A 20,226-nucleotide genomic window follows, 5' to 3' on the forward strand; every position below is an offset into this window, starting at 1 on the left:
AGAGAAACTCTGATGAAAAACTGGAAAACAAGTGCAGAAGCAATCCTGAAAACTGGCCCTGTCGTGCCGGTAATCGTGGTGAATAAGCTGGAACACGCCGTACCTATGGCAAAAGCGCTGGTTGCTGGCGGCGTTCGCGTGCTGGAAGTGACCCTGCGTACTGCCTGTGCAATGGACGCGATCCGCGCGATCGCCAAAGAAGTACCGGAAGCAATTATCGGTGCAGGCACGGTTCTGAACCCACAACAGCTGGCTGACGTGACAGAAGCAGGCGCGCAGTTCGCTATCAGCCCTGGCCTGACTGAGCCACTGCTGAAAGCCGCTACCGAAGGCACCATTCCTTTGATCCCAGGTATCAGCACCGTTTCTGAACTGATGCTGGGCATGGACTACGGTCTGAAAGAGTTCAAATTCTTCCCGGCTGAAGCTAACGGCGGCACCAAAGCGTTGCAGGCCATTGCTGGCCCATTCTCTCAGGTTCGTTTCTGCCCGACTGGCGGTATTTCACCGGCGAACTACCGTGACTACCTGGCGCTGAAAAGCGTGCTGTGCATCGGTGGTTCATGGCTGGTTCCGGCGGATGCGCTGGAAGCGGGTGACTGGGATCGCATCACCAAACTGGCTCGCGAAGCGGTTGAAGGCGCGAAACAGTAAGTTTGCTTGCCGGGTGACCCGGCCTGCGAAATAAAAAACGGGCCTTTTGGCCCGTTTTTTTATCCTGCGACGATAATATTCGCCGCGGCTACTTTGGCTCTTGCCACTGCATCGTCCACGTTATCACCGGTGGCTAGCGCCACGCCAAGACGGCGCGTGCCGTCGATTTCCGGCTTACCAAACAGACGTACCTGCAACCCTGCGCCAACGGCACCGTTGACGTTATCAAACGTCACGTTCTGACTGGTCAATTGCGGCAGGATCACCGCCGATGCTGCCGGGCCGTACTGACGAATGCCGCCAACTGGCAGGCCAAGGAATGCGCGGACGTGCAGGGCAAACTCTGAGAGATCCTGTGAAATTAACGTCACCATCCCGGTATCGTGCGGACGAGGGGAGACTTCGCTGAACACCACATCGTCGCCACAGACAAACAGCTCAACGCCAAACAGACCATAACCGCCCAGGGCCAGAACCACTTTGCGGGCGATATCCTGCGCACGCTCCAGCGCCAGTGCGCTCATCTGTTGAGGCTGCCAGGATTCACGATAATCGCCATCTTCCTGACGATGGCCGATTGCTTCGCAGAAATGCACACCGTCCACAGCGCTGACGGTCAGAAGGGTGATCTCGAAATCAAACTTCACCACGCCTTCAACAATCACGCGTCCGGCGCCTGCACGGCCACCTTGTTGCGCGTAATCCCAGGCCTTGTCCAGCGTGGTGCTGTCGCGGATAAAGCTTTGTCCTTTGCCGGAAGAGCTCATCACTGGCTTAATGATGCACGGGTAGCCAATCTCTTCCACAGCGTTGATAAAGGCCTCTTTGCTGTCGGCAAAACGGTAGCTGGAGGTCGGCAGAGCCAGCTCTTCTGCCGCCAGGCGGCGAATGCCTTCGCGATTCATGGTGAGCTTTGCCGCTTTCGCACAAGGCACAACGCGCTGGCCTTCCTGCTCAAGCGCAATCAGCGTATCGGTGGCAATGGCTTCGATTTCGGGCACCACAAAATCCGGTTTTTCTTGTGCAATCAGCGCACGCAGGGCATCGCCATCCAGCATATTTATCACATGTGAGCGATGGGCAACATGCATGGCAGGTGCATCGGCATAACGGTCGACCGCAATCACTTCCACGCCTAAACGCTGGCACTCAATGGCGACTTCTTTACCCAGTTCACCCGAGCCCAGCAGCATTACGCGGGTGGCTGCCGGACGCAGCGCAGTTCCTAAACGAATCATAACAATCCCCCTGAAAAAGTTGCGCGCAGTATAAACGAAAACGTTTGCGTCTGTCTTGTCTCTGGCCCGATGAGGGGCTTAAGAAATTGTGCTTTCGAATTTCAGGGCTAACTTGCGGGGCTGACGGCGATGTTTCGCTTGCATCGTGCGCGTGTTTTGCCAACCTTATAAGGTGTAAAACCAAAACGAATAAACAACATGTCACCAAAAGCCCGACGCGAGCCTCACGCCATTACCACGCATGGCGATACACGCATAGACAACTATTACTGGCTGCGGGACGATTCACGTTCCCGCCCGGAGGTTCTCGACTATCTTCACCAGGAAAATGACTATGGCCGCAAGGTTATGGCCAGCCAGCAGGCGCTTCAGGACCGGCTATTAGCCGAAATGGTGGAACGTATCCCGCAGCGCGATATCTCCGCGCCCTGGACCAAAAATGGCTATCGCTATCGCCATATCTACGAGCCCGGCAACGAATACCCGGTGTATCAACGCCAGTCTGCCCTGAGCGCAGAATGGGACGACTGGGAAATCCTGCTGGATGCCAATCAGCGTGCTGCCCACAGCGAATTTTATACCCTGGGCGGTATATCCATCTCGCCGGATAACGCCATTATGGCGCTGGCCGAGGATTATCTTTCGCGTCGGCAGTACGGTCTGCGCTTTCGTAATCTTGAAAGCGGGAACTGGTATCCCGAAATGCTCGACAATGTGTCACCGGATTTTGTCTGGGCGAATGATTCCGAAACGGTCTACTACGTTAAAAAACATGCGGTGACATTGCTGCCTTATCAGATCTGGCGCCATACCATTGGGACATCTGCGGTTCAGGATGAGCTGGTGTATGAAGAGAAAGACGAAACCTTTTACGTCAGCCTGAGTAAAACTACATCCCGTCATTATGTCGTCATCTCTCTTGCCAGTGCGACCACCTCAGAAGTACTGCTGCTGGATGCGGAGCTTCCTGACGCACAGCCTTTGTGCTTCCTGCCGCGTCGTAAAGACCATGAGTACAGCCTGGATCACTACCAGCACAGCTTTTACCTGCGCTCAAATCGCGAGGGTAAAAACTTCGGCCTTTATAAAACCAAAGTGCGCGAAGAGCTGAAATGGGAGGTGTTAATTCCGGCCCGCGAACAGGTGATGCTGGAAGGATTTACGCTGTTCACTGACTGGCTGGTGGTGGAAGAGCGCCAGCGTGGGCTGACCAGCCTGCGGCAGATCAATCGTAAAACGCGGGAAGTGGTGGGGATTGCCTTTGATGACCCGGCCTATGTGACGTGGATTGGCTTCAACCCTGAGCCGGAATCGTCTCGCCTTCGCTATGGCTACTCGTCAATGACCACACCTGACACGCTGTTCGAGCTGGATATGGACACCGGGCAGCGGCAGGTGCTGAAACAGGCTGCGGTTGCCGGTTTTGAGTCGGAGAATTATCGCAGTGAACACCTGTGGGTGAAAGCCCGGGATGGCGCGGAAGTGCCGGTATCGCTGGTGTATCGACCTGAACATTTTCGTAAGGGCAAAAATCCATTGCTGGTCTACGGTTACGGCTCGTATGGCGCCAGCATGGATGCCGATTTTAGCAGCAGCAGGCTAAGCCTCCTCGATCGAGGTTTCGTTTTTGCGATAGCACATGTGCGTGGCGGCAGTGAGCTGGGACATCACTGGTATGAAGAGGGGAAATTCCTCAGAAAGAAAAACACCTTCAATGACTATCTTGATGTCTGTGATGCGTTGATAGAGCAGGGCTATGGCGATCCGGGGCTCTGTTTCGGTATGGGGGGGAGTGCCGGTGGAATGCTGATGGGGGCAGTGATAAATGCGCGGCCCGAGCGTTTTAAAGGTATCGTCGCCCAGGTGCCGTTTGTCGATGTATTAACCACGATGCTGGATGAATCCATCCCGCTGACCACCGGTGAGTTTGAAGAGTGGGGCAATCCGCAGGACGAAGCCTATTACCGCTACATGAAAGAATACAGCCCTTACGACAACGTAGAGGCCAAAGCCTATCCGCATCTGCTGGTGACCACCGGATTACATGACTCGCAGGTACAATACTGGGAGCCGGCAAAATGGGTCGCTAAGCTGCGCGAGTTAAAAACCGACGATAATCTGTTGTTGCTCTGCACGGACATGGATTCCGGCCACGGCGGGAAATCGGGGCGTTTTAAATCCTACGAAGGGGTGGCGCTGGAGTATGCCTTTTTGATTGGCCTGGCGCAGGATACGCTGCCAGGCCGTGCCGGGCATTAAGATTCGCCCAGGTAGTGCCGGAGGGTTAAACGAAGCTCCGGGCTCATTCTGTCGAGGTTGTTGTACAGCCAGCGCAGATAGCCCGGATCTTTGTCGGCTATTTCGGACACCGCTTTTCCGCGATATTTGCCGAACGTAAACGTTGTCAGCAATGCCGGGCGTCCGGTTATGTTTGCCATATCATCTGGCGTCCAGCCAGAGGTATTCATAATATCGATGAGCAGTGCAGCGGTGATATAGCAATCATACAGCGCACGGTGATGGTGAAGCCCTTCCGGGGTTCTCACGCTCAGCTTGCGCGATTTGTAGAGCGCCATATTGCTGTATTTGATCCCCGGCCATAAGCGGCGGGCCAGCTTCATGGTACAGATCCACTCGCCGGGCATTTCCGGCAAGACGCGGCGGTCAAAGCTGGCGTTATGCGCCACGTACCACATGCTGCCGTAGTAGTGAGGGATGACCTCTTCAATCCAGGGCTTATCCGCCACCATCGACTCCGTAATGCGGTGAATGGCCATCGCCTGCGGGCTTATTGGACGATCGGGACGCACCAGGTGACTCATGGGATTGACTATTTTACCGTCAACCACGTCCACAGAGGCAACTTCCACAATTCCGCCCTGAAGATCGCAAGTTTCGGTATCGATTACGCGCAGCATTGATCGCTCCTGACCCTAAAACGCTTAGCCTAAAGGAATGATATCGCCTTGCCAACCCTGTCTGTCCCGGGAACCTGTCAATAACAGTTCACCTTTATCGGCCCGGACGATGAGTTGTCCTTTTTCATCCCACAGCGCGCTGCCGTTGCGGGCATTCGCCATCAACACGGCAATCGAATATTTGTGGGAAAACCGCTGTAACGTACTAATAGACTGACGCCAGCGATGGTCGCCCACATCCTGACTGCTGGTCAATAAGGCGGCCATTGGGTCGAGATTCGGCGTGTCGGAGTGGGTATCTATTATGGTGAGTTGCGTATCATCGCGGGTAATACATGCGCCACTGCCTTGCGGATAGCGCAGAGAGGTATCGCAACACGGGCTAAACAGGGCCAATCCTTTCTGGCGCTGACCCTGGTTTTCCAGCGTGATCCCGGCGATAACGGTAATACGGTAAATCTGGGCTGCGCGCAGCAGAGGTTCTAGCTGGCGATCGCTGGGGGGCGCAGGCAAATCCTCATCACCGGGGCCGGTTAACGAAAGCTCTGGGAATACCAGTAAATCGCACTGCTGTCGTGCGGCTTCGGCAATGAACCGTAAATGGTGCTCGACGTGCGCGTCCACGCAGTGATGCTGGGGGGCATACTGGGCGGCAGCAATATTCCATCGTGACATCGTGACATCCTTATACACAGAGTCGCAGAATTTAAGAATACACCTTATAACATCAGGGTTTTCTTATCCTGCCACAATCCCTGTAAGGAAATGTAACACGTCGTTAAGGTTACTTAACTTTAGGTTCGTAGGGTAAACGCGAAAGATTAACTGAGGCAAGACGGTGGGCAATAAGGCGTTCGCGGAACCAGTCGCGCAGGTGCGCAGGCTGTTCACGTTCGACAACTTCGGCCACGACAGGCATGTTGTAACGCTCTTTAAATACCACGCCAGCGGCAGCGAGATCGACATTGACTTTGTCCATCTCGTCCTGAGGAAGGGCGGCCAGATTGATCTTCATTTCCTTCTCCTTTTTTTTGCGGCGGCAACGTTACCGCGATTGCACGGCGTTGACAAGCAGGCGCAGGATGATCCTCGACTCGTTTATTATACAGAGTTATCCTCTGTCATGTAGACATAACAAAAAGGAATGATTGCGATGGTTTTTTCCTCGACCCGCGCGGTTTGCGCGTTAACCTTTCTGATTGCTTCGGTGGTAACACCTTCTGTACTGGCGCACGCGCATCTTAAACAGCAAACCCCGGCGGCAGACGCAGTGGTCGCAACGGCGCCACAGGCATTAACACTGCATTTTTCAGAAGGCATTGAACCTGCCTTTAGCGGAGTGACCGTAACGGGGGAGCAGCAGCAAACGGTCAAAACGGGCGCGGTTAAGCGTGACGAGAAAGACAAAACGCAGCTAATTGTGCCGTTAGATCAAACACTGGCGACGGGGACGTATCTCGTCGAATGGCATGTGGTTTCTGTGGATGGCCACAAAACCAAAGGCAGCTATCGTTTCAGCGTGAAATAACATGCTGGCGTTAAGCTACGTGGTGCTGCGTTTTATCCACTTCGGCGCGCTGATGCTGATTTTTGGCAATGCGTTGTACAGCGCATGGCTCGCGCCTTTTTCGCTGCACAGACTGATGACGCGGCGTTTTCAGCAACAGCAAAAAGCCATGGTAATAGTCAGCCTGCTGTCTGCCCTCCTGATGTTTGGCCTTCAGGGTGGGTTGATGGGGAATGGCTGGAGTGATGTGTTGCGCCCGGAAATCTGGAGTACGGTGGCCTCCACGCAATATGGCAGCGTCTGGGTGTGGCAGATAATTCTGGCATTAATCACCACCGCATCCGCCTGGATTGCGCCGCAGAAAGGGGCGCGATTACTTTTGCTGGCGATGGGGCAATTTTTTCTGCTGGCGGGCGTCGGCCATGCAGCAATGAATGAAGGCATTGCCGGAGGCGTGCAGCGCGTGAATCATGCAGTGCACCTGCTGTGTGCTGCAACCTGGCTCGGCGGATTGCTGCCATTGCTGTTTTGTATGCAACTGGCGAAAGGTCGTTGGCACGTTGCCGCCATCTACACCATGATGCGTTTTTCCCGCGTGGGGCATTATGCGGTGGCGGGGGTTATTGTTACCGGGGTAATCAATGCGCTGTTTATCCTCGGGTTTAATGCCCCCTGGCAGATGCACTACGGGCAACTTTTGTTGTTCAAATGTGCGCTGGTGGCAATGATGGTGGTAATTGCGCTGACGAATCGGTATTTTCTGGTTCCACGATTTCGACCGGATGCCGGACGAGAACAACAGATTTTTATCAGGATGACACAGGCAGAGGTTGTGCTGGGTGCGCTGGTGCTGGCAACTGTCAGCCTTTTTGCCACCTGGGAGCCCTTCTGAGAAGGTTAAAACATATGAAAAAGACACTACTTTCGCTCTTACTGCTGGCCAGCGCCACAAATGTACTGGCGGCGCAGCAGGTGATCACGGTTAGCCGTTTTGAAGTGGGCAAAGAGAAATGGGCGTTCGATCGTGAAGAGGTGATGCTGACCTGTCGCCCTGGTCATGCCCTGTATGCCATTAATCCAAGCACCCTGGTGCAATACCCGCTCAATGATATTGCGGAGCAGCAGGTCGCCAGCGGAAAAAGCAGCGGGAAACCTATCAGCGTGATCCAGATTGACGATCCAGCAAATCCGGGCCACAAAATGAGCCTGGCTCCGTTTATCGAGCGAGCCGACAAGCTCTGCTAGTACTCTGGTTTCCAATAAAAAAACCGCAGGCGCTTGCGAGAGCACTGCGGTTTTTCAGTTTTATGATGTTGATACGCTTTTTTTCAGGCCACTTTTACCGTGGACTGGAAAACCTGGCGCTCTCATCTATTCTTAAAAGGCAAGGCGATTTTAGCCTGCATTAATGCCAACTTTTAGCGCACGGCTCTCTCCCAAGAGCCATTTCCCTGGACCGAATACAGGAATCGTATTCGGTCTCTTTTTATGTGCTTGTTTTTTCACAGTGCTTGTCGGTGTTAACCCGAAACCACCCGAAAATTTCTCGAATTTTCCATATCCTTTCTAAACCATAACATACTCAGCACCGCGTTCGTCCAGGTATTTTTTGTCATTATTACGTTTTCGTGTTTGAGCGATTCGGTGATTGTGTTTTTAAGGTCTGAAGGACATTACTAAAGAAAAACAAGGATATTGAGGCTGGTCAAACCGTAGATGTGGGCGAGGGCAATATAAAAATGCCGCCCGAAAGCGGCATAACGTAAACCGGGCTTAAAAGCGTGATTTTACTGACGCTTCAATTTCGTCGAGCAGTTCAAAACGACGGCGGTATTCAGCACGTTTTTTACTGGCAATCTCTTCCAGAGATTTACGTTCCATCTGCAAAGGTAACTGCCAGCGGAAGGTAGACAGTTTTTTGCCGTCAATAGACTCCCAGAACTCATCGTAGCTGGCGTGGAAATGGCGGCCTTTGCTCAGACGGTAACGCAACGCGCGGAAGATGTGGCCTTCGTCGCTGACGGCGTAAATGGCTTTGATGCCAGAAAGCGTTGCCAGCTGGAACAGCACTTCCATCAGCACGCGTTTCGGGAACAGGCCATGGCAGGCGCGGGTGGCTTGCTTAATCACATCACGAGACACGCTGCGGCGCGGGCCTTGCAGACCGCCGATCACCAGCACCGGCTGGCCGTTTTCTCGGGCGACACAGAACGTCAGGCTCGCCAGCAAGGTATTTTCGTTATCACGCAGCCACAACGTACATTCACCTTCACGTTCAGCTTTGCTGGCATTCATGGCGTTGACGTTATAGCTGACGCCTTCTTTCGCATGAAACTCAACAATCGACTGTTCCTGCGGGCCCGTTAACGCCTTGACCAGACTGGCGTCTTTCAGGGAATCGATCCACTCATAGTGGCTGACGATGGCTTCGGCACGATCGTTGGCATTCATGCCGCGCATCAGATACTGGCGGTGAGTTTTGCTCGGCAAGGTGATTTGCGAGGCCAGAAGCTGATCAAAATCGTCACGGCGAGACAGTGCTTCCAGCATTCGGTGAGTTGAAGACCAGAACAGCAGCGAGCGAAGAAGAAATTTCATTCGATACTCGCGTTTTTGCCAGATTGGGCCTGGGACGAGTTTACCTTTCACCAGATCGGAAATAATAGTTGCGCGATGAGAATGTGCTACATCGTTTTGCAGGCGCGAATTTGACACGTGAGAACCTCAGATTTTATGCATTGCATATTTTAGGGGGCATGCAAAAGTGAATTAATACTGGTGAGAGATTTATTTATCCTTAGTTTACTGTTTGTTTAGCATTATGAAAAGGTGCATCACAGAGCGGCTCCGTATGGTCTTTTACGTTGCGGCTATACTCCTTTGAGGAGGGATTATGTATCAACGAATCGATGGTTCACAGTGGCGTCATGTCTGGGTGGTCAGCGATATACATGGCTGCTATCAATGGCTTATGGACGAACTCAAACGCCGGCATTTTAATCCTTATGAGGATCTGCTTATCTCGGTTGGGGATCTCATCGACCGTGGGCCAGACAGTGTTAGTTGCCTCGCACTGATGCATGAAAAGTGGTTTCGTGCGGTTCGGGGTAATCATGAGCAAATGGCCCTGGACAGCCTTCAGGATAATGATTTCGCACTCTGGACGATAAATGGCGGCATATGGTTTGCCAGGCTTGAGAGCGGGCAGCAAAAACGAGCCCTGGCGTTGCTTGAGGAGTGTCGAACGTTACCACTTATTATTGAAATCACCTGTACAAACGGCCTCAATGTGATTGCTCATGCAGATTATCCATCAGAGGAGTATGCCTGGAACAAGCCCGTTAGCGCGCAGCGGGTCTTATGGGACCGTAACCGCTTAATGGGTTTTATGGCGGGTAAAGGGCAGGGGATTAGCGGCGCGGATCACTTCTGGTTTGGGCATACGCCCCTCGATAAACGCTATGATTTTAATAACCTGCACTATATCGATACCGGCGCAGTCTTTGACGGGTATTTTACACTGGCGCAGCTACAGTAACGCATAAATAACCCGCCTTCGGGCGGGTTCTCTTTAGGTCAGACAAGCCGCATGACCCAGGCATCGGAATTACGATCGTAGTGCTCACGGTAAAGAACAGAGTGTTCGCCATCAAGAATGGCAGGAATGCTGATATCGGCATCCCAGGCATCCAATTGCATACATAAATCCGGGTCGGATTTGCAGGGAATACTTAACGTTCGGTCGCCTTGTGTTTCGCCGCGCAATTCTGCATCGTCGATTTCAAAAGCGCCAATACGCACGCTGGTTTTCGTCATAATGCTCTCCGGGGTTTAAGCTAAAAATCTGGTATGACCAGTAGGTCACCCAGATTTTAGAGTAGCCAGGGGGAGCAAAATCGCCAGTAAAAAAGTGCGCTTTTTTCAGGCGGTGCGATCATTACCGGTAAACAGGCGGCCATCGCGCACCAGTTCACGCGGGTAGCTGTTTTTCAGGCGCGAGCCCACCTTCTTCGCCAGCCCTATCGGGTATCCCTGATGGGTGACGACCACTTCGTCAGACGCAGGCGTATTTTCAGGGTAAACATCCCGGCCGCGATACCACTCTTCGGCTTCCTGATGAGTCAGGGCGAAGGTATTTGCCTCACCGGCAAGCGCAATGACCGCTTCATGTTGCCAGCGATACCCTTTGTTATGCACCTCTGCGAGGCGAATACCAATGCGCGAAAAACGAACTTTGCCGATCAGCGGCTCAATATTGACCGGGAAAAGCCAAATCTCTTTGTCACGCATCCAGAGGCGCAGGCTCTCATCCCAGGAAATCCCGGCCTTACGTGCAGCCTCTTCGGTCTGTGCCGCTTCACGTCCTTTTAACGGCGTGAAGGGGAAATTACCGACTTTGAATTTCGGGGCGGGCAGTGGTGCGATTGCGCAGATTTTACGCAGTCGGGCGACGAAGAACCCTTCGCAGTCGTAAATCTGCGGGAAAACATGCAGGAAGCCTTCAGGCGTCAGTGCCTCTTTTGCCGAAGAAAACAGCTCGCCAAGCGGCAGAAATTCGACAGCATCCGGGTATTGCGCCTTGAGCCACAGGCAGACGTCTTCGTTCTCGTCGCGGTTTAATGTGCAAGTGGAGTAGACCAGCGTGCCGCCGGGGCGCAATGCATGGAATGCGCTGTCGATAAGTTCACGCTGCGTGGCGGCGATATCCAGATTACTTTCAACGGACCAGTTCTTAAGAGCATCGGGATCTTTACGTACCACACCTTCACCTGAGCAGGGCGCATCCAGCAAAATGGCATCGAAAGCTTCAGGTAATGCCGCGCCAAACACGCGGCCATCAAAGTGCGTAAGGGCAACGTTGTGGATTCCGCAGCGGCTAATATTGGCGTGCAGTACCTTAACGCGACTGGCGGAGAATTCGTTCGCGAGTATTGCCCCATGGTTACCCATGCGTGCGGCAATCTGTGTGGTTTTTGAACCGGGCGCGGCGGCGACATCCATAACCCGGTCCGGCGTATTGCCGTCGGCGAACAACGCAGCAACCGGCAGCATTGAGCTGGCTTCCTGAATATAAAACAGCCCGCTCAGGTGTTCGGCGGTGCTGCCCAGCGGCAGGGCTTCTTCGTCATCACGCTCAATCCAAAAACCTTCTTCACACCAGGGGACGGGCGTCAGCTGCCAGTTGTAGGGCGACACCAGCGTCAAAAAATCGGTCACGCTGATTTTCAACGTATTGACGCGGATGCTGCGGCGTAACGGACGCTGGCAGGCCGCAATAAAATCGTCAAACGAAAGATGAGAAGGAAGCGCCTCGCGCATTTGCGCCAGGAATTGTTCAGGAAGAAATACGGAGTTTTGAGCCACGGGCACACCACAGGGAATAATTCAGGTGCGCAGTGTAACATAAAGGCTCCGGCGCGTTGACACCGGAGCCCTGAGATTAACGCGGTAACGCGGTTCCCCACTCACGCCACTCTTTTGGTTCGCTTTCCAGCAGCAGGAAGTGTTTATCCGGCTGCGCTTTTGGCGCAAGCGGTGTGCCCGGCGGTGTGGCGAAGGCAATACCACCGCGGATGAACTGGTTGAAGGTCCCGGTTTTCACCACGCCCCCTGTCAGACCAAAGTCCAGCGAATAACCGGATGCCAGCCAGAATACCGAGTTATTCCGCACCAGATGCTGGTAGCGTTCACTGATCCTGAGGGCAACCATCACGCGGTCAGACAATGTCCCGAGCGTCAGGCCGGTGACGGTCCCGACTTCGATGCCGCGGAACAGCACCGGTGTCCCGATGTTCAGTGAACCTGCTTCCGGCACTTCGACCACAATGCTCAGGCCGTCAAGATAACGGGAATCGGTAATGGTGGCTTCCTGGAGCTCAAAATCGCGACGCGCGTTGCCACGACCGGGTTCGACGTTGATGTACGGTTGCAGGATGGTATCCAGATGCTCAACACCCGCGGCAGAAATTTGCGGTGTGACCACCGAAAAACGGCTGCCCGTTCTGGCGAAGGTCTGCACATATTCCGGGTAAAGTACGGCGGTTGCCTGCACTTCGTTACGCGCGGTAATAAGCGTTAACTTCTGGATCTGCCCGATGTCGATACCCAGATAGCGGATAGGCATTCCTTCCGCCAGCTTGCCCGCATCGAATGCATGAAGCGTTATCTGCCCACCGACAGCGCGTGCTGCTGTCTCTGACGGGAAGAGGATACGTTTATCACCTTTACGCAGGTTAGCACCTGCACCGCTGAGGTTGTCGAAGCTGATCGCCCCTCGCAGGGCGCGGGAGAGCGGAGAGGCCTGAACGGTTAAACCGCTGCCATTGAGCTGCACTTTCGCGCCACCTTCTGCCCAGAAGACGCTATTCGGTGTCAGCAGATGGCGGTATTCCGGTTTGATATGCAATTCGATATCAAAGGCATCGGCACGCGGACGTACGGTGATCACTTCACCCACTTCAAACTTACGGTAAAGCACCACCGAGCCGGCCTGGACATCAGGCAGGGTTTCGGCGTTGAGCGTCAGTGTGGTTGTGGGTAAATCACTCAGGCTGTTTTCAATCGCCTTGTCGAGATTGGCATACAGCGGATAATTGTCGCGCAGCGGGCCTTTATCGCCCGGTAGAATACGAATACCCCCGTTGACCCATTCGCTGGCGCTGGCGCCAAGAAACTCCACGCCATCCAGACCGACCTTCACATCAACACGGCTGTTAACCACAAATTTGCTGTCGCCATGCAGCAGGTCACGATACTGCGGCTCGACGGCAACAGAGAAGGTCACTCCCTGTTCTGTCAGTTTACGCTCCAGCACCTGGCCGACCTGGACACCGTGCAAGATCAGCGGCTGACCCGCTTCGATACCGTAACTTTCCGGGGCATTCAGCGTCACGGTGATAACGCCGGGCTGTTGCAGCAGTGATTTATCTGCCGGGGCGATAACAAAACTGCTGACTGGCTCGCCGTCACCGGGTATCAGTTCAAAGGTGCTGCCGGTCAACAGACTACTGATGTTCGCATCGCTCAGGGATAACTTCGGATTACGCATTTCAATGCGCGTTTTTTCACGCAAGAGGTCGACCACGCCAGGGTCGACAGTCATCTCTCCGGTGACCGAGCCGCCAGGATTGAGCGTCATTTTGGTGAGCTGCCCCACCTGTAAGCCCTGATACATCAGCGGCGTGGAACCTGCTTTCAGACCTTTGGCATCTGGCAGAGCCAGTTTTATGATAACGCCACGCTGGCTGTGGGCAAGGTCGGCGTATAGCCCGAAGGTATCGTCTGCTGTTGCTGCGCTGGAATTGTCCGGGGAGTCGAACGCGATGGCACCATTGACAAGGGCCGCCAGACTCTCAAGTCTCACTTTGGCGCCGCTCAGGCTCAGGTCTGCGTCCACGCCAGAAACATTCCAGAAACGGCTGCCTTTTTTGACCAGATTGGTGAAACGGCGTTCGATCAGGACGTCAATAGTCACCCCCTGTTTGTTGGGGTTGATGGTGTAGTCATAGACACGCCCGACAGGGATTTTACGGAAATAGACCAGTGAACCGCTGTTCAGCGAGCCCAAATCCGGGGATTGCAGGTGAATCATCAAATCACCGTTGTTGAGACGGTATTTGGGTTGGGTATCCAGGGCGGTGAAGTGATCCTGGGGTTCGCCTTTACCGGGCATCATGCCGATGTAGTTCCCGCCCACGAGTGCATCCAGGCCCGATACGCCAGCCAGCGAGGCTTTTGGCGTAACCAGCCAGAACTGTGTTTCACTGCGCAGGGCGTCCTGCATATCGGATTTAATACTGGCGCGAACCTGAATCTTATTCAGGCTTTTTCCCAGCGTAATATCCTGAACCGTACCCACTTCCACACCCTGGAAGCGAACAGGGGTTCGTCCGGCGACAATGCCGTCCGCGGACTGGAAATCAATGGTGATGGTATTACCGCGATCTTGATAGCTCGTCCAGACGAGCCAGCCTGCAATCATCAGCGCGATGACCGGCAGCAACCAGAATGGCGAAATGCGGCGTTTTGTTTTAATTCTCGCTTCAGTCGGCGAAGCGGGCGTTTCCTGACTCATGTGCATCCCAAAGTAAGCGGCTATCCAGCCATTCCACTGCAAGAATAGTCAATATCACCGCAGAGCCGAAGTAAAAAGCTGCGGGTCCCATTGTAAAAGCAAGTAACTGATCGCGATTGATGAGCGACATCATCAACGAAATCACAAACAGATCCAACATCGACCAGCGACCAATCCAGGTGACGAGCCGCAGGAGAAGGACGCGCGTGCGTAATCCTTGCTCACATTTAAAGTGAATGCTGATAAGCAGCGTAAACATCACCACAACTTTGGTAAATGGCACCAGAATACTGGCGATGAATACAATGGAGGCCACGGCAACGTTGCTGTGACCCAGCGAGATAATACCCGAGAGGATAGTATCTTCCTGTCGACCTCCGTTAACATAAATGATTGAAATTGGAAGCATGTTCGCAGGTATCAGTAACACCACCGAAGCAATCAGTGCCGCCCAGCATTTTTGCAGGCTGTTGTTGCGGCGTAATCTTAACGGGATATGGCAGCGTTTGCAGCGATCACGGGCGTCGGGCAAGCCGGTATAGTGGCAGCCCAGACACACGCGTAGGTTGTTATCGGGGCGCGTGGCAGGTCGCTGGGGATAAAACCGCTCCCAGAGTTGTTCCACATTGAGATGGATGAGCGTCAGAATACTGAGCAACACCAGTGAGAGAAACGCCACCAGGCCAATGCCTGGCTGCAAAAATGCATAGTCCTGTACCTTAATAGAAGCAACGCCAACGCCGACCAGGTAGATATCGAGCATTACCCACTCTTTGAGCTTTTCCAGCATCAGCAGCACAGGGCGCAGGTTCATCCCCAGAATGTTGCCGAACCACAGGTAGGCAATGGACGCAACCAATACCAGCGGCGCGCCAACGGTACAAAACAGCACCATCGCTGCCGTCAACGGGTCGCCCTGACGGGTCATTTGCCAGATACCTTGCAACACGTTGGCATCAATGCGAACGCCAAGCAGATAGAGCTTGAGCAGCGGTTCGCTCCAGGCGAAAGGCATCAGCATCAGCATGGTCACCGCCATCGCCGCGAGCCGGGTTAACGACCAGTCGCGACCACTGCGGATTTTTGCGTCGCAGCGGGGACAAAATGCACTTTGGTGCGATTTCATCTTCGGCAACGTAAAAAGCGTATCGCACTGAGGACAACGCTGATAATGTGCACGAGGCAGCGCATCGCTTACCGCATGGACTGTTATCTTTTTTGCCGGCGTAATTTTGGGTGTTTTTAGAGCCATCAGTCGCGCACAGATAAGTATTGTTGAAGGTTATATTAACTCATGAACTGATTCATCTTGAGCATGAACGCATTTAATGCTTATTTTAATAGGCTATGCGGTGATTTTGTAAGACAACCAAGTGATTGTATAATGAACAAAACAGAATTCTACGCGGATCTCAACCGCGACTTCCAGGCATTAATGGCAGGTGAAACCAGCTTTTTAGCCACTCTGGCAAATACAAGTGCGTTATTGTTTGAACGTCTTTCCGGCGTTAACTGGGCCGGTTTTTATCTTCTTGAAGATAAGACGCTGGTGCTTGGGCCATTCCAGGGGAAAATCGCCTGTGTGCGCATTCCTGTAGGTCGTGGCGTATGTGGCACTGCAGTTGCGACAAACCAGGTTCAGCGTGTAGAAGACGTCCACGCCTTTGACGGACATATTGCATGTGATGCGGCCAGTAATTCTGAAATCGTTCTTCCGCTGGTGGTGAATGATCAGATTATTGGCGTTCTGGACATCGACAGTACGGTCTTCAGCCGCTTCACAACTGAAGATGAGCAGGGGCTTCGCGAGCTGGTCGCTCATCTTGAAAAAGTATTAGCAGCCACCGATTATCAAAAATTCTTTGCGAGCGTCGCAGGATAATCAACGGATAACGTAGCATTTACTGATGGCGTCATTATAATGTCGCCTGTTCATGCCTGCGCTTGTTGGCAACGTCCGTTGTAATCAGGAAATTTCATGGAAAATCAACCTAAGTTGAATAGCAGTAAAGAAGTTATCGCATTTCTGGCCGAGCGTTTCCCACAGTGCTTTAGCGCTGAAGGTGAAGCTCGTCCCCTGAAAGTCGGTATTTTTCAGGATTTGGTAGCACGCGTTGAAGGTGAGATGAATCTCAGCAAAACTCAGCTGCGTTCTGCCTTACGTCTTTATACTTCGAGCTGGCGTTACCTGTACGGTATCAAAGCGGGCGCGACGCGTGTCGATCTCGACGGCAACCCTTGCGGTGAGCTGGACGAACAGCACGTAGAGCACGCTCGTAAGCAGCTGGAAGAAGCGAAAGCCCGTGTTCAGGCACAACGTGCTGAGCAGCAAGCGAAAAAACGCGAAGCCGCAGCGGCAAACGGTCAGGAAGAAGCGCCTCGTCGTGAGCGCAAACCGCGTCCTGCCCCACGTCGCAATGAGAATAACGATCGTAAACCGCGTACCGACAAACCAGCAGCAGCGAAAGCCCCGCGTGTGCCTCGTGAAGAGCCGCGCCACACCCCAGTTTCTGACATCAACGCACTGAGCGTGGGTCAGTCGCTGAAGGTCAAAGCGGGTAACAATGCTATGGACGCCACCGTACTGGAAATCACCAAAGATGGCGTTCGGGTACAGCTGACTTCTGGTATGTCAATGATTGTACGCGCAGAACACTTGTTGTTCTGAAACGGAGGCCAAGCCTGGCATGAACACTTTTTTTAAGCTCACCGCGCTGGCGGGCCTGTTTGCTATAACAGGTCACGCTTTCGCAGTGGACGATATTACGCGTGTTGATCAAATTCCGGTTTTAAAGGAAGAGACTCAGCACGCGACGGTGAGTGAGCGTGTGACGTCACGCTTTACTCGTTCGCATTATCGTCAGTTCGATCTCGATCAGGCCTTTTCGGCCAAAATCTTCGACCGCTATTTAAACTTGCTGGACTACAGCCATAACGTGCTGTTGGCCAGCGATGTTGAACAGTTCGCAAAACGTAAGGCCGACGTGGGTGATGAACTGCGCTCCGGTAAGCTGGATCTGTTCTACGACCTGTATAATCTGGCACAGAAGCGCCGTTTTGAACGTTACCAGTACGCGCTGAAAGTGCTGGAACGTCCGATGGACTTCACCGGAAATGACACCTTTAATCTGGATCGCAGTAAATCTCCCTGGCCGAAAGATGAAGCCGAGCTGAATGCGTTGTGGGACGGAAAGGTAAAATATGACGAGCTGAGCCTTAAGCTCGCCGGCAAAGACGAAAAAGAGATCCGTGACACGCTGACGCGTCGTTATAAATCGGCCATTCGTCGTCTGGCGCAAACCAACAGTGAAGATGTGTTCTCGCTGGCAATGACCGCGTTTGCCCACGAAATCGATCCGCATACCAACTACCTTTCCCCGCGTAATACCGAACAATTCAATACTGAAATGAGCCTGTCTCTGGAAGGTATTGGTGCGGTGCTGCAAATGGACGATGATTACACGGTCATCAACTCCATGGTGGCGGGTGGCCCTGCATCCAAAAGCAAAGCGATTAGCGTTGGCGATCGTATTGTCGGTGTCGGCCAGACCGGGCAGAGCATGGTTGATGTTATCGGTTGGCGTCTGGATGATGTTGTCGCGCTGATCAAAGGACCAAAAGGCAGCAAGGTTCGCCTGGAAGTCCTGCCTGCCGGTAAAGGCACCAAAACCCGTATCGTTACCTTGACCCGCGAACGTATCCGTCTGGAAGACCGCGCGGTGAAAATGTCGGTCAAAACCGTGGGTAAAGAGAAGGTCGGTGTTCTGGATATTCCTGGCTTCTACGTTGGCCTGACGGATGACGTAAAAGTGCAGTTGCAGAAACTGGAAAAGCAAAACGTCAGCAGCATTATCATCGATCTGCGTAGCAACGGTGGTGGTGCATTGACCGAAGCCGTCTCACTTTCCGGGTTGTTCATTCCGTCTGGTCCGGTGGTTCAGGTACGCGATAACAACGGTAAAGTGCGTGAAGACTCTGATACCGATGGTGTGGTTTATTACAAGGGCCCGCTGGTGGTGTTGGTCGATCGCTTCAGTGCTTCAGCTTCTGAGATCTTTGCGGCTGCAATGCAGGATTATGGCCGTGCGCTGATTGTGGGTGAGCCAACCTTCGGTAAAGGTACTGTTCAGCAATACCGTTCTCTGAACCGTATTTACGATCAGATGCTGCGCCCTGAATGGCCAGCGCTGGGTTCCGTACAGTACACCATTCAGAAGTTCTATCGTGTGAATGGCGGCAGTACGCAGCGTAAAGGCGTAACGCCGGATATCATGATGCCTACGGGCACGGAAGAGACAGAAACCGGCGAGAAGTTTGAAGATAACGCACTGCCGTGGGATAGCATCAACGCCGCGACATATGTGAAATCCGGTGACATGACCCAGTTTGGTCCTGAACTGCTGAAAGATCATAACGATCGCATCGCAAAAGATCCTGAGTTCCAGTACATCATGAAAGACATTGCGCGTTTCAATGCCATGAAAGATAAACGGAACATTGCTTCTCTGAATTACGCACAGCGTGAGAAAGAGAACACGGAAGATGATGCAACCCGTCTGGCGCGTATCAACGATCGCTTCAAACGTGAAGGCAAACCGCTGCTGAAAAAACTGGACGATCTGCCTAAAGATTACCAGGAGCCAGATCCGTATCTGGACGAGACGGTGCATATCGCTCTCGACCTGGCGAATCTTGAAAAAGACAAGCCAGCCGTGCAGCCTGCACCGGCAAAATAACCCCCAGACAGGCACAAGTAATTGTGCCTGTTCTTTTTAGTTCTGCATCCTCCCGTCAATCAGCTTTTCAATTGTGTAAAGTTGTGTCTTTCTGGTGACTTACGCCCGTCGAATCCTTGAAAATAGATGCAATACCCATACGATGTGGGTAATCGCATAGTGCGTTTTGTTAAACTGAGGTTAAAAGAAAATTATGATGCGAATCGCGCTCTTCCTGCTCACCAACCTGGCGGTTATGGTGGTATTCGGGCTCGTGCTAAGCCTGACAGGAATTCAGTCGAGCAGCGTTCAGGGTCTTTTGATTATGGCGCTGCTGTTTGGTTTTGGTGGTTCCTTCGTTTCTCTGCTGATGTCGAAGTGGATGGCACTGAAATCTGTGGGTGGTGAGGTCATTGAGCAGCCACGTAACGATATGGAACGGTGGCTGATGAACACTGTTGCGCAGCAGTCGCAACAGGCGGGTATCGCCATGCCGCAGGTCGCCATTTACCATGCACCGGACATCAATGCGTTCGCCACGGGCGCGCGCCGCGATGCATCCCTGGTTGCGGTCAGCACTGGTCTGTTGCAGAACATGAGCCGTGACGAAGCCGAAGCGGTTATCGCTCACGAGATTAGCCATATTGCCAACGGTGACATGGTGACCATGACTCTGATTCAGGGCGTGGTGAACACCTTTGTTATCTTTATTTCGCGTATCCTGGCGCAGATTGCCGCTGGTTTTATGAGCGGAAACCGTGACGAGGGTGAAGAGAGCAACGGTAACCCGCTGATCTATCTCGCTGTGTCGATAGTACTGGAGCTGGTGTTTGGTATTCTCGCAAGCATCATTACCATGTGGTTCTCTCGTCACCGTGAATTCCATGCGGATGCGGGCTCTGCGAAACTGGTAGGGCGTGAAAAGATGATTGCCGCGTTGCAGCGTCTGAAAACCAGCTACGAGCCGCAGGAAGCAACCAGCATGATGGCATTCTGCATCAACGGTAAATCTAAATCGTTGAGTGAGCTGTTTATGTCTCACCCGCCGCTGGATAAACGTATCGAAGCGCTGCGTAGTGGGGAATACCTGAAGTAACGCAGTTTGTGATGAAGAGCCGGG

19 protein-coding genes are annotated in these 20,226 nt (G+C 53.2%); 10 read left to right on the plus strand and 9 right to left on the minus strand.

Annotation, left to right across the window (positions count from 1 at the left end):
• Nucleotides 1-12 precede the first annotated feature (12 nt).
• Nucleotides 13-654: a bifunctional 4-hydroxy-2-oxoglutarate aldolase/2-dehydro-3-deoxy-phosphogluconate aldolase gene (kdgA, locus tag ACS603_RS01245; protein WP_014070680.1), complete on the plus strand. Its 642-nt coding sequence runs from the start codon at nt 13-15 to the stop codon at nt 652-654.
• Between the two features lie 59 nt (nt 655-713).
• Here kdgA and purT read toward each other — a convergent pair whose 3' ends face one another.
• Nucleotides 714-1,892 (minus strand): formate-dependent phosphoribosylglycinamide formyltransferase, encoded by a 1,179-nt coding sequence (gene purT / locus ACS603_RS01250; protein WP_182061491.1) that lies wholly within the window; start codon nt 1,890-1,892, stop codon nt 714-716.
• Nucleotides 1,893-2,090: 198 nt separating this feature from the next.
• On the opposite strand from purT, the gene ptrB reads away from it, so the two are divergent.
• On the plus strand, nt 2,091-4,151 hold the full coding sequence (gene ptrB, locus ACS603_RS01255) for an oligopeptidase B (protein ID WP_474943617.1): 2,061 nt from the start codon (nt 2,091-2,093) through the stop codon (nt 4,149-4,151).
• On the opposite strand, the gene exoX is transcribed toward ptrB, so the two are convergent.
• The 3 genes from exoX to ACS603_RS01270 form a co-directional block, all read right to left on the minus strand.
• Nucleotides 4,148-4,810 carry an exodeoxyribonuclease X gene (exoX, locus tag ACS603_RS01260; RefSeq protein WP_182061489.1) on the minus strand — a complete coding sequence of 221 codons (663 nt, stop codon included), beginning with the start codon at nt 4,808-4,810 and terminating at the stop codon, nt 4,148-4,150. The genes ptrB and exoX overlap by 4 nt on opposite strands.
• Before the next feature lie 24 nt (nt 4,811-4,834).
• On the minus strand, nt 4,835-5,485 hold the full coding sequence (locus tag ACS603_RS01265; RefSeq protein WP_315686055.1) for a nitrilase-related carbon-nitrogen hydrolase: 651 nt from the start codon (nt 5,483-5,485) through the stop codon (nt 4,835-4,837).
• A gap of 109 nt (nt 5,486-5,594) precedes the next feature.
• Nucleotides 5,595-5,825, minus strand: coding sequence for a DNA polymerase III subunit theta (locus tag ACS603_RS01270; RefSeq protein WP_182061487.1), 231 nt, complete (start codon nt 5,823-5,825; stop codon nt 5,595-5,597).
• Between the two features lie 138 nt (nt 5,826-5,963).
• On the opposite strand from ACS603_RS01270, the gene yobA reads away from it, so the two are divergent.
• From yobA to ACS603_RS01285, 3 genes are read left to right on the plus strand one after another with little or no spacing between them, the layout of a single operon-like run.
• Nucleotides 5,964-6,338, plus strand: a complete 375-nt coding sequence (yobA, locus tag ACS603_RS01275; RefSeq protein ID WP_182061486.1) for a CopC domain-containing protein YobA — start codon at nt 5,964-5,966, stop codon at nt 6,336-6,338.
• A 1-nt stretch (nt 6,339) separates the two neighbouring features.
• Nucleotides 6,340-7,209, plus strand: a complete 870-nt coding sequence (gene copD / locus ACS603_RS01280; RefSeq protein WP_474943618.1) for a copper homeostasis membrane protein CopD — start codon at nt 6,340-6,342, stop codon at nt 7,207-7,209.
• A gap of 14 nt (nt 7,210-7,223) precedes the next feature.
• Nucleotides 7,224-7,562: a YebY family protein gene (locus ACS603_RS01285; RefSeq protein WP_446493407.1), complete on the plus strand. Its 339-nt coding sequence runs from the start codon at nt 7,224-7,226 to the stop codon at nt 7,560-7,562.
• 528 nt (nt 7,563-8,090) lie between these two features.
• Here ACS603_RS01285 and ACS603_RS01290 read toward each other — a convergent pair.
• Nucleotides 8,091-9,032 carry a VirK/YbjX family protein gene (locus ACS603_RS01290; protein WP_182061483.1) on the minus strand — a complete coding sequence of 314 codons (942 nt, stop codon included), beginning with the start codon at nt 9,030-9,032 and terminating at the stop codon, nt 8,091-8,093.
• Nucleotides 9,033-9,210: 178 nt separating this feature from the next.
• Here ACS603_RS01290 and pphA point away from each other — a divergent pair, with 178 nt between their 5' ends.
• Complete coding sequence (pphA, locus tag ACS603_RS01295; protein ID WP_474943619.1) at nt 9,211-9,855, plus strand: protein-serine/threonine phosphatase; 645 nt, start codon at nt 9,211-9,213, stop codon at nt 9,853-9,855.
• 38 nt (nt 9,856-9,893) lie between these two features.
• On the opposite strand, the gene ACS603_RS01300 is transcribed toward pphA, so the two are convergent.
• The 4 genes from ACS603_RS01300 to yebS all read right to left on the minus strand — a co-directional run bounded on the left by ACS603_RS01300 (nt 9,894) and on the right by yebS (nt 15,643).
• The gene (locus ACS603_RS01300; protein ID WP_014070670.1) at nt 9,894-10,133 is read right to left on the minus strand and encodes a YebV family protein; all 240 of its coding nucleotides are present in this window, start codon (nt 10,131-10,133) and stop codon (nt 9,894-9,896) included.
• A 105-nt stretch (nt 10,134-10,238) separates the two neighbouring features.
• Nucleotides 10,239-11,681, minus strand: coding sequence for a 16S rRNA (cytosine(1407)-C(5))-methyltransferase RsmF (gene rsmF, locus ACS603_RS01305; protein WP_474943620.1), 1,443 nt, complete (start codon nt 11,679-11,681; stop codon nt 10,239-10,241).
• 76 nt (nt 11,682-11,757) lie between these two features.
• A complete protein-coding gene (locus ACS603_RS01310) occupies nt 11,758-14,391 on the minus strand; it encodes a PqiB family protein (RefSeq protein ID WP_182061480.1) in 2,634 nt (877 codons plus the stop codon).
• On the minus strand, nt 14,360-15,643 hold the full coding sequence (gene yebS / locus ACS603_RS01315; RefSeq protein WP_182061479.1) for a membrane integrity lipid transport subunit YebS: 1,284 nt from the start codon (nt 15,641-15,643) through the stop codon (nt 14,360-14,362). The genes ACS603_RS01310 and yebS overlap by 32 nt, the downstream gene beginning before the upstream one ends.
• 132 nt (nt 15,644-15,775) lie before the next feature.
• Here yebS and ACS603_RS01320 point away from each other — a divergent pair, with 132 nt between their 5' ends.
• The 4 genes from ACS603_RS01320 (at nt 15,776) to htpX (ending at nt 20,202) form a co-directional block, all read left to right on the plus strand.
• On the plus strand, nt 15,776-16,273 hold the full coding sequence (locus ACS603_RS01320) for a GAF domain-containing protein (RefSeq protein ID WP_182061478.1): 498 nt from the start codon (nt 15,776-15,778) through the stop codon (nt 16,271-16,273).
• Nucleotides 16,274-16,369: 96 nt separating this feature from the next.
• Nucleotides 16,370-17,059, plus strand: coding sequence for an RNA chaperone ProQ (gene proQ / locus ACS603_RS01325; RefSeq protein WP_474943621.1), 690 nt, complete (start codon nt 16,370-16,372; stop codon nt 17,057-17,059).
• A gap of 19 nt (nt 17,060-17,078) precedes the next feature.
• Nucleotides 17,079-19,127 carry a carboxy terminal-processing peptidase gene (prc, locus tag ACS603_RS01330; protein ID WP_446493403.1) on the plus strand — a complete coding sequence of 683 codons (2,049 nt, stop codon included), beginning with the start codon at nt 17,079-17,081 and terminating at the stop codon, nt 19,125-19,127.
• A gap of 193 nt (nt 19,128-19,320) precedes the next feature.
• On the plus strand, nt 19,321-20,202 hold the full coding sequence (htpX, locus tag ACS603_RS01335; RefSeq protein ID WP_182061475.1) for a protease HtpX: 882 nt from the start codon (nt 19,321-19,323) through the stop codon (nt 20,200-20,202).
• Nucleotides 20,203-20,226: the final 24 nt, after the last annotated feature.

The organism is Enterobacter sp. Li2LvB3, from assembly GCF_056156645.1.